The 14049-nt window shown below is 69.8% G+C and carries 16 protein-coding genes; 9 read left to right on the top strand and 7 right to left on the bottom strand.

The annotated features are described in order from the left end of the window. Window positions 1–33: 33 nt before the first annotated feature. From OF850_RS03060 to chrA, 3 genes are all read left to right on the top strand, one after another. Window positions 34–324 carry a hypothetical protein gene (locus OF850_RS03060; RefSeq protein WP_301588245.1) on the top strand — a complete coding sequence of 97 codons (291 nt, stop codon included), beginning with the start codon at window positions 34–36 and terminating at the stop codon, window positions 322–324. Between the two features lie 270 nt (window positions 325–594). Next, on the top strand, window positions 595–1413 hold the full coding sequence (locus tag OF850_RS03055; RefSeq protein WP_301588244.1) for a sulfurtransferase/chromate resistance protein: 819 nt from the start codon (window positions 595–597) through the stop codon (window positions 1411–1413). Beyond that, on the top strand, window positions 1410–2708 hold the full coding sequence (gene chrA, locus OF850_RS03050; RefSeq protein ID WP_301588243.1) for a chromate efflux transporter: 1299 nt from the start codon (window positions 1410–1412) through the stop codon (window positions 2706–2708). The genes OF850_RS03055 and chrA overlap by 4 nt, the downstream gene beginning before the upstream one ends. Here chrA and OF850_RS03045 read toward each other — a convergent pair. From OF850_RS03045 to msrA, 5 genes are read right to left on the bottom strand one after another with little or no spacing between them, the layout of a single operon-like run. Beyond that, window positions 2703–3656, bottom strand: coding sequence for a sterol desaturase family protein (locus OF850_RS03045; protein WP_301588846.1), 954 nt, complete (start codon window positions 3654–3656; stop codon window positions 2703–2705). The genes chrA and OF850_RS03045 overlap by 6 nt on opposite strands. Beyond that, entirely contained in the window at window positions 3656–4393 is a 738-nt protein-coding gene (locus OF850_RS03040) for a polysaccharide deacetylase family protein (RefSeq protein ID WP_301588241.1), read from the bottom strand. The genes OF850_RS03045 and OF850_RS03040 overlap by 1 nt, the downstream gene beginning before the upstream one ends. Then, complete coding sequence (locus OF850_RS03035) at window positions 4390–5502, bottom strand: YncE family protein (protein ID WP_368044669.1); 1113 nt, start codon at window positions 5500–5502, stop codon at window positions 4390–4392. Before OF850_RS03035 ends, OF850_RS03040 begins: the two co-directional genes overlap by 4 nt. Window positions 5503–5552: 50 nt before the next feature. Then, window positions 5553–5972 carry a peptide-methionine (R)-S-oxide reductase MsrB gene (gene msrB, locus OF850_RS03030; protein ID WP_301588238.1) on the bottom strand — a complete coding sequence of 140 codons (420 nt, stop codon included), beginning with the start codon at window positions 5970–5972 and terminating at the stop codon, window positions 5553–5555. Between the two features lie 3 nt (window positions 5973–5975). Further along, the gene (gene msrA / locus OF850_RS03025) at window positions 5976–6545 is read right to left on the bottom strand and encodes a peptide-methionine (S)-S-oxide reductase MsrA (protein WP_301588235.1); all 570 of its coding nucleotides are present in this window, start codon (window positions 6543–6545) and stop codon (window positions 5976–5978) included. A gap of 139 nt (window positions 6546–6684) precedes the next feature. Here msrA and phnD point away from each other — a divergent pair, with 139 nt between their 5' ends. The 5 genes from phnD to glpD are packed head-to-tail and all read left to right on the top strand — an operon-like array spanning window position 6685 to window position 11544. Continuing rightward, window positions 6685–7755, top strand: a complete 1071-nt coding sequence (gene phnD / locus OF850_RS03020) for a phosphate/phosphite/phosphonate ABC transporter substrate-binding protein (protein WP_301588233.1) — start codon at window positions 6685–6687, stop codon at window positions 7753–7755. Then, the gene (gene phnC, locus OF850_RS03015) at window positions 7752–8510 is read left to right on the top strand and encodes a phosphonate ABC transporter ATP-binding protein (protein WP_301588232.1); all 759 of its coding nucleotides are present in this window, start codon (window positions 7752–7754) and stop codon (window positions 8508–8510) included. The genes phnD and phnC overlap by 4 nt, the downstream gene beginning before the upstream one ends. Beyond that, window positions 8507–9274: a phosphonate ABC transporter, permease protein PhnE gene (gene phnE / locus OF850_RS03010; RefSeq protein ID WP_301588231.1), complete on the top strand. Its 768-nt coding sequence runs from the start codon at window positions 8507–8509 to the stop codon at window positions 9272–9274. The genes phnC and phnE (OF850_RS03010) overlap by 4 nt, the downstream gene beginning before the upstream one ends. After that, complete coding sequence (gene phnE / locus OF850_RS03005; protein WP_301588229.1) at window positions 9271–10071, top strand: phosphonate ABC transporter, permease protein PhnE; 801 nt, start codon at window positions 9271–9273, stop codon at window positions 10069–10071. Before phnE (OF850_RS03010) ends, phnE (OF850_RS03005) begins: the two co-directional genes overlap by 4 nt. Before the next feature lie 9 nt (window positions 10072–10080). Then, window positions 10081–11544: a glycerol-3-phosphate dehydrogenase gene (glpD, locus tag OF850_RS03000; protein WP_301588228.1), complete on the top strand. Its 1464-nt coding sequence runs from the start codon at window positions 10081–10083 to the stop codon at window positions 11542–11544. On the opposite strand, the gene OF850_RS02995 is transcribed toward glpD, so the two are convergent. Then, complete coding sequence (locus OF850_RS02995; RefSeq protein ID WP_301588227.1) at window positions 11528–12067, bottom strand: GNAT family N-acetyltransferase; 540 nt, start codon at window positions 12065–12067, stop codon at window positions 11528–11530. The two genes, glpD and OF850_RS02995, sit on opposite strands and share 17 nt — an antisense overlap. 105 nt (window positions 12068–12172) lie before the next feature. Between OF850_RS02995 and OF850_RS02990 the strand changes: the two genes are divergently transcribed. Beyond that, window positions 12173–12949 carry an enoyl-CoA hydratase/isomerase family protein gene (locus OF850_RS02990; protein WP_301588226.1) on the top strand — a complete coding sequence of 259 codons (777 nt, stop codon included), beginning with the start codon at window positions 12173–12175 and terminating at the stop codon, window positions 12947–12949. Here the strand turns inward: OF850_RS02990 and OF850_RS02985 are convergent. Beyond that, window positions 12936–14027, bottom strand: a complete 1092-nt coding sequence (locus OF850_RS02985; RefSeq protein WP_301588224.1) for an aminotransferase class V-fold PLP-dependent enzyme — start codon at window positions 14025–14027, stop codon at window positions 12936–12938. The genes OF850_RS02990 and OF850_RS02985 overlap by 14 nt on opposite strands. Window positions 14028–14049: the final 22 nt, after the last annotated feature.

Below are 14049 nucleotides of genomic sequence, written 5' to 3'. Positions count from 1 at the left end.
CTTCCTTCACGGCATCCGGCGCAGCCTCGTGGCATGACGCCGGATGCCGCCCTTTATGCCCGTCTCGTCTCCACGCGCGAGGAACCGCCCGTGCCATTTCCGCCCGACATGGATCTGCCTTTGCTGGCGGCGCGCCTAGCCTCCGGCGTGCGCGACGTGTCGGAGGTGCTACGCGAGGCCGCTGACCTGATGGCCGAGTTGCGCGAGGGCCGGCGAGGCGTGGCGGAACGACTTGCCGCGACCATCGCTCGGGCTGAGACGGTGGCGGAGGTGCAGGCCATCCGCATGCGCGACCTCCTGCGCCATGTCCTGAGGCCGGCCTAGCTCGCCACCCGGATTCCGGGCTGATGCAGCCGCACGGCGCTCTGCTCGGTCACGGCGCTCACATACTCGAGGTCGCGCAGCGACCGGCCCGCGCGACTCATGTGCCCCTCTCGAAGCGAGCGCGAGTCTTCCAAGGGAGGGCCAGGGGGCCCACGCGCTTGACACGTGCGACAGCCCGCCGACATGCTGTCGCCCAAGGGGGCGACGCGATCCCCCCGTGAGGCTGCGGCCGAAGCATCGCCCGATCCCTCCTCACGGAGCATCCGTGCCATGCCTGCCCCCGGCATCATCACCGCCGCCCAGCTGTCCCGCCGCATCGGCCTGCCCGACGCGCCGATCCTTCTCGACCTCCGCACACCGGAGGATGCGTTGGACGACCCACGCATCCTTCCTGCTTCCCGCCGTGCCAGCCACGAGGACATCGCGGATTGGGCATCCGCCTTCCGGGGCAAGGAGGTGGTCGTGGTCTGCCAGAAAGGGCTGAAGCTGTCGCAGGGCGCAGCCGCCTTCCTTCGGCACGAAGGCGCGGCGGCCGAGGCGTTGGAAGGCGGCTTAGCCGGCTGGCGCGAAGCGGGGCTTCCGCTGGTCAAGGCAGCCGCCCTGCCCGCTCGCGACGCGCGGGGCCGCACGCTTTGGGTGACGCGCGCCCGGCCCAAGGTGGACCGCATCGCCTGTCCCTGGCTCATCCGTCGCTTCGTGGATCCGGAGGCGGTTTTCCTCTTCGTCGCGCCGGCCGAGGTGATGGGCGTCGCCGAACGCTTTGGCGCCACACCCTTCGACGTGGATGGCGTCTTCTGGTCGCATCGTGGTCCCCTCTGCACCTTCGACGTCATGACCGAGGAGTTCGGCCTCTCCATCCCGGCCTTGGACCGCCTGGCCCGGATCGTGCGCGGCGCCGACACGGCCCGGCTCGACCTCGCGCCAGAGAGCGCAGGGCTTTTGGCCGCGTCGCTCGGCCTTTCGCGGATGCACAAGGACGATCTCGCGCAGCTCGAGGCCGGTCTTGCCCTCTACGATTCGTTTTTTCGCTGGGCGCGCGACGCGCATGAGGAGACGCACAACTGGCCCGCGACCGCGATTCCGGCATGAACCCGCCTGCCCTTCCGACCTTCCGGGAAGCGTTGCCGGTCTGGATTCGCATCGGCCTCCTTTCCTTTGGCGGCCCCGCCGCGCAGATCGCGCTGATGCATCGCGAGCTGGTGCAGGAGCGACGCTGGGTCGGCGAGGCGCGGTTCCTCCATGCCCTCAATTTCTGCATGCTGCTGCCCGGGCCCGAGGCGACGCAGCTCGCCACGTATCTTGGCTGGCTGATGCATGGGGTGAAGGGCGGCGTGGTCGCGGGCGCCCTCTTCGTCCTGCCCGGGGCGCTGGTGCTGCTTCTCCTGTCGCTGATCTACGCCGTGCTCGGCGAAGTTCCGCTGGTCGCGGCGCTGTTCTTCGGGCTGAAATGCGCGGTGCTGGTGCTGGTGATCGAGGCGCTGCTACGCGTCGCCCGGCGAGCCCTGCACGGCCCGGTGCCCTGGATCGTGGCGGCGGTCGCCTTCGTCGCGCTTTTCTTCGTCGACGTGCCCTTCCCGGCGGTCGTGCTCGGCGCCGCGTTGGCCGGCTGGGCTGCGCCAGGAGCCTTCGCACCGGCTGCGCACAAGGGCGAAGCAGCAGACGCGCCGGCGGCGCTGGATGCCATGCTGCTGGCCGATCCCGGACGGATTGCCTCCCTCACCGCGGCGGCTCGTCGGGCCGGGCTGGTCGCGTTGGTGCTGTGGCTCTGGCCCGTGGCGCTGCTGGGAGTCCAGGGCGGGTTGTGGGGCGACATCGCCTGGTTCTTCTCCAAGATGGCGGTCGTGACCTTTGGCGGCGCCTATGCCGTCCTGGCCTACGTGGCGCAGGAGGCGGTGGAGCATTACCGCTGGCTGTCCGCCTCCGAGATGCTCGCGGGCCTCGGCCTCGCCGAGACGACGCCGGGGCCTCTGATCCTTGTGCTGGAGTTCGTGGGCTTTCTGGCGGGCTGGCGCCATGGCGGCCTCGTGAGCGGCGTGGCGGCGGCGGCGCTGACGGTCTGGGTTACCTTCGTCCCCTGCTTCGCCTGGATCTTCCTGGGGGCACCCTTCGTCGAGCGCCTGCACGGACACGCCAAGCTCTCCGGGGCGCTGGCCGGTGTGACGGCGGCGGTGGTGGGGGTCATTGCCAATTTGGCCCTGTGGTTCGGGCTCCGCGTGATCTTTCCGGAAACCGAAGGCCCGATGCCTGTCTTGGCCGGGATGCGATGGGATGCGCTGGCCCTGAGCATCCTCGCGGCGCTGGCCTTGTTCCGCTTCCGGCTCGGGGTGGTGCCGACGCTGGGGGTGACGGCGGTGGCGGGGCTGGCCGTTAGCCTCGTCCTATGAAGCGCGCTTGCCCCTGACGGCGCGCCAGATCTCGCGGAAGCCGGCAGCTTGCTGCCGGAGCCAGCCACCCTCGACATAGGCACGCGGCGCCGAAGGATCGCCGGTGCGGGGGTAGTGGTCGCGATGGAAATCTGCCGTGCCGAAGATCCAGTCCCAGACCGGCAGCAGCACGCCGTAATTCTTGCCCTCCGCTCCCACGCTCAGCACGCCGTGATGCAGGCGATGGAAGCGCGGCGAGACGATGAGCCTTTCGCCGACACGGCCGAAATCCAGTCGGACATTGGCGTGGGACAGGCTTTCGGCGAGGCGCAGGACGAGCAGGATGATGGGAAACTGCCCCGGAGGCACCCCGATCAGCACCGCGATGGCGCCGAACCACGCCGCGGCCAGGATGTCGTCCAGGATGTGGTTCCGGTCATCCGTCCAGAAGGTCATCTGCGTCTGGGCGTGGTGGATGGAATGCAGCGCCCACCACCAGCCGATGCGGTGCTGGAAGCGATGGTGCCAGTAGGCCGCGAAGTCCAGCACCACGATGTAGAAGAGAAGCGCGAGGAACGGCTCTTCCCTCAGGAACGGGAGAAAGGTTTCCAGAGTCGGCGGCACCCAGCCGGAATCGGCGATCATCGCCTCGATGCGTGACTGGGCGGCGAAGAACAGGACGAAACCGATCATGGGCAGGATGCCGAGGCGGGCGAGCAGCGTGTAGGCCACGTCCGTCAGCACCTTGCGCCGGCTTTCCCAACGCTCCACTGGCCGCCAGGCCTCGAGCGGCAGGCAGACCACCACCACCACCACCACCTGGATGAGGCCAAAGACGAGGAAATCCATCCACAGGAAGGCTTCGTCCGCCCAGTCCATCAGGCCGAGCCGGTACATGAGGGGCTGGAGGACGATCTCGAAAGCCCAGCCGGTGAACAGGTCGTAGCGGTCCGCGATCCAGTCCCACATCACGCGATGCCCTCCTCGGGCAGCGGGGCGAAACAGAAGCCACGTCCGAGAAGCCCTTCCAGCAGGCGGTCGAAGACCAGCCCGAAAGGCTCGCGGCGCGAGCGGACGCCCCAATGCATCACAAGAACCTCGTCGGGGCGGGTATTCGCCAAACCCCTGCGCAGCAGCGCGTCGTTGGGATGGACTGCGCTGTCAAGCTCGTCCCCCAGGAAGCCGTTGCGGCTCCAGCCCTGGTGGCGCAGCCCGCAGGCCGCTGCGAGGCGCAGCGCCCCCGGCGTGACGATCCCGCCTGGGGCCCGCCAGAGCGGCAGGATGCGCGCCCCTGGGACGAGTTGGCGCAGCGTCTCGACGGGGCGCAGCAGTTCGGCGCACAGGGCGGCGCCATCCAGCGTTTCCGCGCCTTCGCCCTGACGCGAGGCGTAGCGGACCCGGCCGGGGGTCGGATCGCCGCGAAAATACCAGTGGCGCCAGGTGTGGCTGGCGAAGACATGTCCCTCGGCCGCGCGGGCCCGCCAGAAGGGCGCCCAGCTTTCCTCGAGCTGGCGGTCGCCGCGATGCGTCCTTTCGTTGGCGACGAAGAGGGTCGCGACCACGCCGCGCCGCCGCAGGACCTCGGCGATCATTTCCGCCTCGCGCGACCAGCCCGTGTCGATGGTGAGGTAGAGCGTCCCGGCGCAGCCCTGCGCCAGGGCCGGTGCCGAAAGCAGTGCCGCGGCAAGGGCGCGGCGGGGGATCATCGCCAGGGCGCGCGCAGCCGCGAGGTGGGGGACCCGGCCTCGACCCGCACGGGCGTCACCGGCACGGCCGGGACATACCCGTCCAGGGCGGCGAGGCCTGGGGGCGGTGGCGCTTCCATGGGCCGCGTGCCGCTCCGTGCGCCGGGGAACTGGAAAGCGAAGGCGGCGTCGAGCCCCGGTCGGCGCGGCATCACGAAGACCCCATGCGGCGAGCGCCCCACCCGGATCTGCGCATGCTCGCCGGTCGCGGGGTCGAGGACCATCAGCCGCCCGGTCCAGCGCAGCGTGGCATAGAGTCGGCCTTCCGAATCGAAGGCGATGCAGTCCGGCCCGCCCGCGATCTCGAAAATGCGGCGGACTTCCAGCGTCTCCGCATCCACCTCGGCGATGCGGCTCTCGACGCGGGAGGTGGCGTAGAGGGTGCGCCCGTCCGGCCCCGGGAAGATGGTGTGCGCGCCACGCCCGACGCGGAAGGCGATGCGGACCTCGCGCGTCGAGGGGTCGAGGGCGACGAAATCCTCGCGCCCCATCAGCCCGACGATCAGCCGGCCGCGATGCCAGATGATGCCCGCCGGTTCCGGTCCGACATCCTGCACCCAGGCCGTCTGCCGCGCCTCGAGGTCCACCGCCGCGACCTGTCCGGAGCCTTGCAGGGTCACGAAGGCCCAGCGGCTGTCGGGGCTGAAGGCGACGTGGCTCGGCTTGTCCGGCTGGCGGAAGCGCTGAAGCAGGTTGAGCGACGCCGCCTCGTAGATGTCCACCTGGTCACGCCGCAGGCTGGCGACGACGAGGTAACGCCCGTCGGGACTGTATTCTAAGTGATAGGGATTGCTGATCCGCTCCCGCCGCTGCACCGCGCCGGACTCGGGATCCAGGAAGATGAGTTCGTTGCCGCCGCTGTCGCCGACCACGAGCGACCGCCCGTCCGGCGTGACGACGAGGTGATGCACCTCCCGCAGCACCGGGATGCGACGGATTTCGGCCCGGGTCTGTGTGTCGACCACACTGATCGTTGCGTCGCCAGAATTCAGCACATAGGCAAGGTCGGCGCGTGCCGGTGCAGCCCAGAAGGCAAGGACAAGAAGAAGGGCACGCCACATGACCGGCAATGTTCCAAGAATTTCCCTAAGAGGGAGAAAAGCCTGGACGCTTCCCGGTTTCAATCGGGCTTGAACTCAAGGGCGGCGCCGTTGATGCACCAGCGCATTCCGGTCGGCTCCGGCCCATCCGGAAAGACGTGGCCCAGATGCCCGCCGCAGGCTGCACAATGCGCCTCCGTCCGGCGCATGAAGAAGGAACTATCCTCCTCCGTGGCCACGTTGCCCTCGACCGGCGCGGTGAAGGACGGCCAACCCGTTCCGCTCTCGAACTTTGTATCCGACTCGAAGACCGGCGTCCCGCAACCGGCGCACAGGAAGTGGCCGGAGCGCTTCTCGGCATTCAGGGGGGAGGTGCCGGCGCGCTCCGTCCCGTGCTCGCGCAGCACCTTGTAGGCCGTGGGAGACAGGCTGGAGCGCCATTCTGCCTCGGTCCGCTGGATGGGGAAGCTTTCGTCCTTGGGCTTGCGTCCGAAGAACATGGCTCAGGCCTCCGTGCGGGAAAGTCGGTCGGCGAATCCCTTGCGAAACTTCGCGACCTTGGGGGCGATGACGGCCCGGCAGTAACCGGACCAGGGGTTGCGGCGGAAATAGTCCTGATGCTCCGTCTCGGCGGGCCAGAACTCGGCGGCCGGCAGCAATTCGGTCACGAGGGGGGCACCCCAGACGCCCGCTTGCTCCACCTCCGCCATCACGGCGCGGGCGGTTTCCATCTGCTCGGGCGTCTCGGCCATGATGACCGACCGGTATTGCGGACCCACATCGGCGCCCTGGCGGTCCTTGGTGGTCGGATCGTGCAGGGTGAAGAACATCCGCAGGATGTCGGCGTAGGAAATGACCGCCGGGTCGAATCGGAGGCGCACCACTTCCGCGTGACCGGTGCGCTTGCCGCAGACCTGCTCGTAGCTGGGGTTCGGGACATGGCCACCGGCATAGCCCGACACTACCTCCTGGATCCCGCGCACGTCGCGGTAGGCGCCGTCGAGGCACCAGAAGCAGCCACCGCCCAGGGTGGCATGTTCGAACGTGGCGTTCTCGGTCGCTGTCTGGCTCATGCGCTCGATGTGGGGTTGCCGAGCCCTTCCCGCCAGATCCACCCCGCAGCACCGGTTTTCCTGGCGTGGAAAGCGCTTTACAGGCTGGAATGTCAGGCGGTGCCACGACACCCGACACCGCCACGTCCGAGGAAACGCCATGCTCCGACCGCTTCTCGCCGCCACGGCCCTCGCCCTGCTGCCGAGCCTCGCTCAGGCCCAGGGTGCCGCCGCCTGCACCCATCGGGGGGCACTCGACGACGCCTTTTGCGATGAGGACCGCGACCTGGTGGCCGACCCGCCGCGGGATGCGAGCCGCTTCCGGAACCCCTCCACCCTCGTCTTCGCCTATACCCCGGTCGAGGACCCCGCCCTCTACGCCTCGCAGTTCCGGCCGCTGCTGGAGCATCTGACGCAGTGCACGGGGCGGCGGGTCGTGTATTTCCAGGTGACCAGCAACGCGGCGCAGGTCGAGGCCATGCGGTCGGGTCGGCTGCACATCGCCGGCTTCTCGACCGGGCCGACCGCCTTCGCGGTGAACCTCGCCGGCGCCGTGCCCTTCGCCATCAAGGGCAATGAACGGGAGTTCGAGAGCTATCGCGTCGTCACCCTCGTGCGGGCAAACAGCGAGTTCCGCAACCTAGCCGACCTGAAGGGCCGCCGCGTCGCCCATACCTCCGCCACCTCGAACAGCGGCAACCTTGCGCCGCGGGCCATGTTCCCGGCCCAGGGCCTGACGCCGGACACGGATTACCGCGTCATCTATTCCGGCGGGCACGATCGCAGCGTCATGGGGGTGAATGCGGGCGACTACGACGCCGCCCCGGTGGCCAGCGACGTGTACAACCGCATGGTGGGGCGCGGGCAGGTGCGCGGCGAGAACTTCCGCACGATCTGGCAGAGCGACCCCTTCCCCACCAGCAGCTTCGCCCACGCGCATGACCTGCAGCCCGAACTGGCGCAGCGCATCCGCCAATGCTTCTACGACTACCGCTTCCCCGAGCAGATGCAGCGCGACCTGGGCGGAAATGACCGGTTCTGGCCCGCCACCTACCTGCGCGAATGGGCACCGGTGCGCGCCGTGGCCGATGCGGTGAACGCGCCCTACACGCGCGCGGCCTTCGATGCCGAAAGCCGCCGCGAGCTGGAAGCGGAGGCTCGGCGCCGTGCGGCCCAGCAGCAGCAGCAACCGGCCCAGCAGCCTGCCCCGGCGCCGCAACGCCCGCAGTGACGCAGCCCATCCTCGAGATCCGCGGGCTGGTGAAGGAATACCAGCCCGGGAAGCCCGTCCTGCATGGCATCGACCTTGCCATCGGCGCGCAGGGCATCACCGCCATCATCGGCCCCTCCGGCACGGGCAAGTCCACCTTGTTGCGCTGCGTAAACCGCCTGGTGGAGCCGACGAAGGGGTCCATCATGATGGGCGGGCAGGATCTCGCGCGGCTGCGCGGCGGGGCGCTGCGTGCGGCGCGGCGGCGCATCGGCATGGTGTTCCAGGAATACAACCTCGTCGAACGCCTTTCGGTGATGGAGAACGTGCTCACCGGGCGTCTGGGCTACGTGCCGCTGTGGCGCGCCTGGCTGCGCCGTTATCCGCGCGCGGACCTCGACCGCGCCTTCGCCCTGCTGGACGCGGTCGGCCTGCCTGAGCACGCGACGCGGCGCGCGGACGCGCTCTCCGGCGGACAGCGGCAGCGCGTCGGCATCGCCCGCGCCCTAATGCAGTCCCCTGCCCTGCTCCTCGCCGACGAGCCCACCTCCTCGCTCGATCCCCGGACGGCGGTGGAGGTGATGGAGTTGATGGCGCGCCTCACCGGGGAGGCCGGGGTGCCGGTCATCGTGAACATCCACAACGTCGAGTTGGCCAAGCGTTTCGCCGTGCGGATCATCGGCATGACCGGCGGCCGCATCGTCTTCGACGGCCCGCCCGACGCCATCGGCAACGACCACCTCAGCGAAATCTACGGCGGCGAGGATTGGATTTGAGGCGCGCCTTCGCCCCGAACTGGCCTGCGCGGATCGGGCTATTCGTCCTCGCGGCCTATGCCGTCTGGGCCACGTCGCAGCTCGGCATCACGGGCGAGCGGCTGGCGACCGGGCTCGGCGAAGGCGGACGCTTCCTGGCCCGCATGTGGCCGCCCGACTTTTCCCGCTGGGAATTGCTGCTGGAGGGGCTGGTCGAGTCCATGCAGATCGCCGTGATCTCGACGGTGCTCGGCATCATCCTCTCACTACCGCTCGGGCTGATGGCGGCGCGCAACCTGTCCCCCGCCTGGCTTTCCGCGCCGACTCGCGGCTTCATCGCCGTGTGCCGGTCGCTGCATTACGTGATCGTCGCCATCCTGTTCGTGAAGGCGATCGGCTTCGGCGCGCTGGCCGGGGTCGCGGCGCTGACCGTCGCCTCGCTCGGCTTCGTCGCCAAGCTCTTCGCCGAGGCGATCGAGGAGATCAGCATGAAGCAGGTCGAGGCGGTGCGCGCCTCCGGCGCCGGGCCTGCCGCCGTGCTGCTCTACGGCGTGCTGCCGCAGGTCGCCTCGCGCTTCATCGGCTTCTCGCTCTACCAGCTCGACTCCAACCTGCGGAACTCGACGCTGGTGGGGATCGTCGGCGCCGGGGGTATCGGCGGGACGCTCTTCGCGGCTTTCAAGCGCTTCGACTACGACTTCGTCGCGGCCATCCTGCTCGCCATCATCGCGCTGATCTTCGTGGCCGAGATCGTTGCAGGACGCATCCGGGCGGCGCTGCAATGAGCGCGACGCTGCATCGCGAAGGGATCCGCCACACGCCAGGCCAACGCCTCGGGCGGTTCCTGGTCACGCTGCTCACCGTGGCGGCCGTGGTCTGGGCGATCCGCACGGTCGAGATCATTCCCGAGTTCCTGTCCGACGCGCCGGAACAGATGGCCGACCTGCTGGTGCGGATGTGGCCGCCCGACCTCGGGCACTACTATCCCTCCGTGCACGCGGCGCTGATGGAGACGCTGCATATCGCGACCTTGGGCACCCTGCTCGGCATCGCGCTGGCCATGCCCTTCGCGCTGATGGCGGCGCGCAACATCTGCCGCAGCGTGCTTCTGAACACGCTGGCGCAGCTTGTGCTCGTCTCCTCCCGGTCGGTGAACTCGCTGGTCTGGGCGCTGATCTTCGTGGCGGTGTTCGGGCCCGGCCCGGCGGCGGGGGTCTTCGCCATTGCCTTCCGATCCATCGGCTTCGTCGGCAAGCTGATGGCAGAGGCGCTGGAGGAGGCACATCCCGGCCCGGTCGAGGCGCTGACGGCCACGGGCGCCTCCTGGCCGCTGCGGATGCTCAAGGGCGTATGGCCGCAGGTCCAGCCCTCCTTCTGGGGCGTCGCGCTATTCCGCTGGGACATCAACCTGCGGGAATCCGCCGTCCTGGGACTGGTCGGCGCGGGCGGCATCGGCGTGGTGCTGGACGACGCGATCAACTTCTTCCAGTGGGAGCGCGTGGCGACGATCCTGCTCGCCATCCTGGCGGTGGTCCTGCTGGCCGAAATCCTCGTCACCCGTATCCGCGCCCGTCTTCTCTAGAGCGTCCCCATGCAGCAATTCGACATCCTGGTGATCGGCGGCGGGGTAAATGGCGCCGGCATCGCCCGCGATCTCCAGGGGCGCGGCCATTCCGTGCTGCTGGTGGAGCGCGGCGACCTCGCCCAGGCCACCTCCTCCGCCTCGTCCAAGCTCATCCATGGCGGCCTGCGCTACCTGGAACACCACGAGTACCGCCTCGTGCGCGAGGCGCTGGGCGAGCGCGAGGTACTGCTGCGAACTGCGCCGCACATCATCTGGCCGCTGCGCTTCGTCCTGCCGCACCGGCCGGAGATGCGGCCGCGCTGGATGATCCGCGCCGGGCTGTTCCTCTACGACCACCTCGCCCGCCGCGTGTCACTGCCCGGCGCCGAGAGCTTCCGCACCGCGGGCGACCCGCGCACCGCGCCGTTGCGGCCCGAGATCACCCATGCCTTCGGCTATTCGGATGCCTGGGTGGAGGACAGCCGCCTTGTCCTCCTGAGCGCCATGGATGCGCGGGCGCGCGGCGCCACGATCCGCCCGCGCACCTCCTTCACCGGTGCGCGCCGCGCGGCCGACCACTGGATCGTGACGCTCGAGGGCGGCGAGGAAGCGCGCGTGCGCGGCATCGTCAACGCGGCAGGGCCGTGGGTGCAGCGGGCCCTGGAGGCCGCGAACACCCCGCCCCCCGGCAAGGTGCGGCTGATCCGCGGCTCGCACGTCGTCGTGCCACGCCTTTACGAGGGCGACCACGCCTTCATCCTGCAGAATGACGACCGGCGCGTGGTCTTCGTCATTCCCTACGAAGGCCGCTTCTCCCTGATCGGCACGACCGACGTGCCGCATGAGGGCGACCCTGGTGAGGCGCGCTGCACGCCCGAGGAGGCGGAGTATCTGTGCGCCGCTGTATCCCGGCAGTTCCGCCGCGCCGTGACGCCCGAGGAGATCGTGTGGACCTATAGCGGCGTCCGGCCCCTGTTCGACGACGGCGCGGCCGACCCTTCGGCCGTCACCCGCGACTATGTCCTAAAGCTGGACGGCGCCGGGGCGCCGCTCCTTTCGGTCTATGGCGGCAAGATCACCACCTTCCGCCGCCTCGCCGAGGAAGCGTCCGGGCAGATCGGCGCCGCGCTCGGCCGCCCCGGCACTCCATGGACCGGTTCCGCCACGCTTCCCGGCGGCGACCTGGGCGGCATGACCCGCGCCGTCTTCATCGAGGAGATGGCACGCGCCCTGCCCCATATCCCGGCCGAATGGCTGCCGCGCCTCGTCCGCACCCATGGCTCGCTGCTGCCCGAGGTGATGGGCGGCGACCCAGGCCGCCATTTCGGCGCTGGCTTGACTGAGCGCGAGGCCGCCTGGATGCGCGCGCAGGAATGGGCCACGGCGCCGGACGACGTGCTGTGGCGCCGCACGCGCCTCGGCCTGCACCTTTCTCCGCAGGAGGCGCAGGCGTTCCGCGACTCCTGGGAAGGACTTACTTCGCGGCGGTGAGGGCGCGCTCGGGGGGCGTTGCGGCGCCCTCTCCCAAAGGACGCGTCATCAGGACGGAATCCACCCAGCGCCCGTGCTTCCATCCTACCGCGGGAAGCATCCCTGCATGGCGGAACCCGGCCGCCTCGTGCAGGCGGATGGAGGCCTTGTTGGCGCTATCCCCGATCACCGCGACCACGAGGCGACACCCCGCCTCCTCGCAACGTGCCAGCAACGTCGCCAGCAGGGCGCGCCCGACCCCGCCCCCGCCCATCCCGGGCGCGACGTAGATCGAGTTCTCGACGGTGAAGCGATAGGCACGGCGCGGGCGGTAGGGGCCGGCATAGGCGTAGCCAAGGACGCGCCCGCCTTGTTCGGCGACCAGATAGGGGAAGCCGCCCGCGAGGATCGCCTCGCGCCGGCGGCCCATCTCGGCGGCGCCCGGCGCCTCCTCCTCGAACGAGGCAAGGCCGTGCAGAACCCAGTGCCCGTAGATCGCGGCGATGGCGGGGACGTCTTCGGGGCGGCTGTCGCGGATGATCATGCGCAAGGAAAACCGCGGAAGCCCCATGCCGCCCAGATGGACGACCGGGCCGGAGGTCGTTAACCCAGACCGGAACGGCACACGGAACAGGCAACGGGGGCGAATATGGACCAGGACGGCGGCACTCCCATCCTTTCGGTCGCGGGGATGCGGGCCACGATCCGGCTCAACCGGCCCTCGGTCCACAATCGCATCGAGCCGGAGGACCTCCGGACCCTCATCGCCCACTTCGCCGCGATCGATGCCGACCCGGCGATCCGTGTCGTGATCATCACCGGCACCGGCCGGTCCTTCTCCTCCGGCTACCACCTGGGCGACCTCGCCTCCCGCCCCGCCGCCGAGGTGACGGGCGAGGCATCCTTCGAGCAGATGCTGGAAAAGCTGGAGAACCTCCGGGCTCCGGTGATCTGCCGGCTCAATGGCGGCGTGTACGGCGGCTCCACCGACCTCGCCCTGTGCTGCGACTTCCGCATCGGCGTGGACACGGCGGAGATGTTCATGCCCGCCGCGCGGCTGGGGCTGCACTACTATCCCTCTGGCATGGTGCGCTATGTGTCGCGGCTCGGGCTGAACGCCGCCAAGAAGCTGTTCCTGACCGCCGAGAAGATCGCCGCGCCGGAGATGCTGGCCATCGGGTACCTGACCGAGATGGTCCCGGCCAGCGAACTGGACGCGCGGGTGGACGCGCTCGCGGATCGCCTCGCCGCCATGGCGCCGCTTGCCGTGCAGGGCGTGAAGCGCTCGCTGAACGAGATCGCCCGCGGGCAGTTCGACGTGCCCGCCGCCCTGCTCCGCGCCAAGGAAAGCCAGGCGAGCGAGGATCTGCGCGAGGGTCTCGCCGCCTTCCGCGAGAAGCGCGTGCCCGTGTTCAAGGGGCGCTGAACACCTCGCGCAGGGCGTCGAAGGCGGCGTCGAGGTCGGTGCCGCCATTGTAGCCATGGAAGGACACGCGGATGCGTCCGCGCCCGCCCCAGGCCCAGACGCCATGCCGGGCCAGGAGGGCGGTGGCCGTGCGCGTGTCCGGATGCGGCAGGCAGACGCTGGCGCCGTGGTTCGCGGGCGTCAGCATGGGCAGCCGGACCTCCAGGGAGCGGGCGCGCAGCTCCCCGGCCAGGGCCAGGACATGCGATTCCAGCGCCGCCGCGTCGTGTCGGTCGAGGAAATCCAGCGCGGCATGCAGGGCATAGGCGCCGGCGTGATTCGGATTGCCGCGGTTGAAGCGCATGGCGCCGGGCACGAGGGGGCGCTCGGGCCAGTCCGGCCGCCATTCCGCACCGATGCTGTGCCACCCGGCGGTGCGCGGCGCCCAGCCCGGCTGCCGGGCGCGGTTCCAGTGGGCGATGGCGATGCCGGTGATTCCGAGCAGCCACTTGTAGCAGGCGGCGAAGCCGAAATCCTCGATTCCTGCGGCGATGCGGCACCAGCCCGCGGCCTGGGTATGGTCCAGCACCAGCGCCGCGCCCACGCGGTCCGCGGCCTCACGCAGGGCCCGCAGGTCGGCCCGTTCGGCGTCGAGGAAGCTTACATGGCTCGCCAGCACCATGCGTGTGCGCGAGTCGGAGCGGGCATGCAGGGCGGCGAGGTCCGCGACGACCCGGAGTTCCACCCCCGGCAGGGCGACAAAGGGCGCGGCGAGGGAGGGGTACTCGTGCGCGACCGCCACGACATTGTCGCCCGGCCGCCAGTCCCAGCTTTCCGCCAGGATGGAAACCCCCTCCGCCACGGAGGAGCAAAGGCCGACATCGCCCTCGGGCACCGACCAGAACCCGGCCAGGCGGCCGACGAGGCGCTCCACCTCCGCTTCCTGACGTGAATCGCCTTCCTTGCCGCCCGTCTTGTCCTGCAGGAACCGCAGAAGCGCGGTTTCCGTGCAGCGCAGCACCGCGGATTTTCCGCCTGCACAGAGATGATGCACCCCATCGGGGATGGTGAATTCACCGGGGTCGAAGAGGGGTCGCATGGTCCCTATAGTGACGCGCCGC

This window comes from Sabulicella glaciei, from assembly GCF_026183895.1.
In the GTDB taxonomy this organism is placed as follows: Bacteria; Pseudomonadota; Alphaproteobacteria; order Acetobacterales; family Acetobacteraceae; genus Roseococcus; species Roseococcus glaciei.
Note: the sequence above shows the minus strand (reverse complement) of the source record. Positions and strands in the feature narration are given on the sequence as shown.

What these genes read in the sequence shown, in the direction of transcription:
- OF850_RS03060 (WP_301588245.1), top strand. Translation starts at nt 34, where the DNA reads ATGACGCCGGATGCCGCCCTTTATGCCCGTCTCGTCTCCACGCGCGAG.
- OF850_RS03055 (WP_301588244.1), top strand. Translation starts at nt 595, where the DNA reads ATGCCTGCCCCCGGCATCATCACCGCCGCCCAGCTGTCCCGCCGCATC.
- chrA (WP_301588243.1), top strand. Translation starts at nt 1,410, where the DNA reads ATGAACCCGCCTGCCCTTCCGACCTTCCGGGAAGCGTTGCCGGTCTGG.
- OF850_RS03045 (WP_301588846.1), bottom strand. Translation starts at nt 3,656, where the DNA reads ATGTGGGACTGGATCGCGGACCGCTACGACCTGTTCACCGGCTGGGCT.
- OF850_RS03040 (WP_301588241.1), bottom strand. Translation starts at nt 4,393, where the DNA reads ATGATCCCCCGCCGCGCCCTTGCCGCGGCACTGCTTTCGGCACCGGCC.
- msrB (WP_301588238.1), bottom strand. Translation starts at nt 5,972, where the DNA reads ATGTTCTTCGGACGCAAGCCCAAGGACGAAAGCTTCCCCATCCAGCGG.
- msrA (WP_301588235.1), bottom strand. Translation starts at nt 6,545, where the DNA reads ATGAGCCAGACAGCGACCGAGAACGCCACGTTCGAACATGCCACCCTG.
- phnD (WP_301588233.1), top strand. Translation starts at nt 6,685, where the DNA reads ATGCTCCGACCGCTTCTCGCCGCCACGGCCCTCGCCCTGCTGCCGAGC.
- phnE (WP_301588229.1), top strand. Translation starts at nt 9,271, where the DNA reads ATGAGCGCGACGCTGCATCGCGAAGGGATCCGCCACACGCCAGGCCAA.
- glpD (WP_301588228.1), top strand. Translation starts at nt 10,081, where the DNA reads ATGCAGCAATTCGACATCCTGGTGATCGGCGGCGGGGTAAATGGCGCC.
- OF850_RS02995 (WP_301588227.1), bottom strand. Translation starts at nt 12,067, where the DNA reads ATGATCATCCGCGACAGCCGCCCCGAAGACGTCCCCGCCATCGCCGCG.
- OF850_RS02990 (WP_301588226.1), top strand. Translation starts at nt 12,173, where the DNA reads ATGGACCAGGACGGCGGCACTCCCATCCTTTCGGTCGCGGGGATGCGG.
- OF850_RS02985 (WP_301588224.1), bottom strand. Translation starts at nt 14,027, where the DNA reads ATGCGACCCCTCTTCGACCCCGGTGAATTCACCATCCCCGATGGGGTG.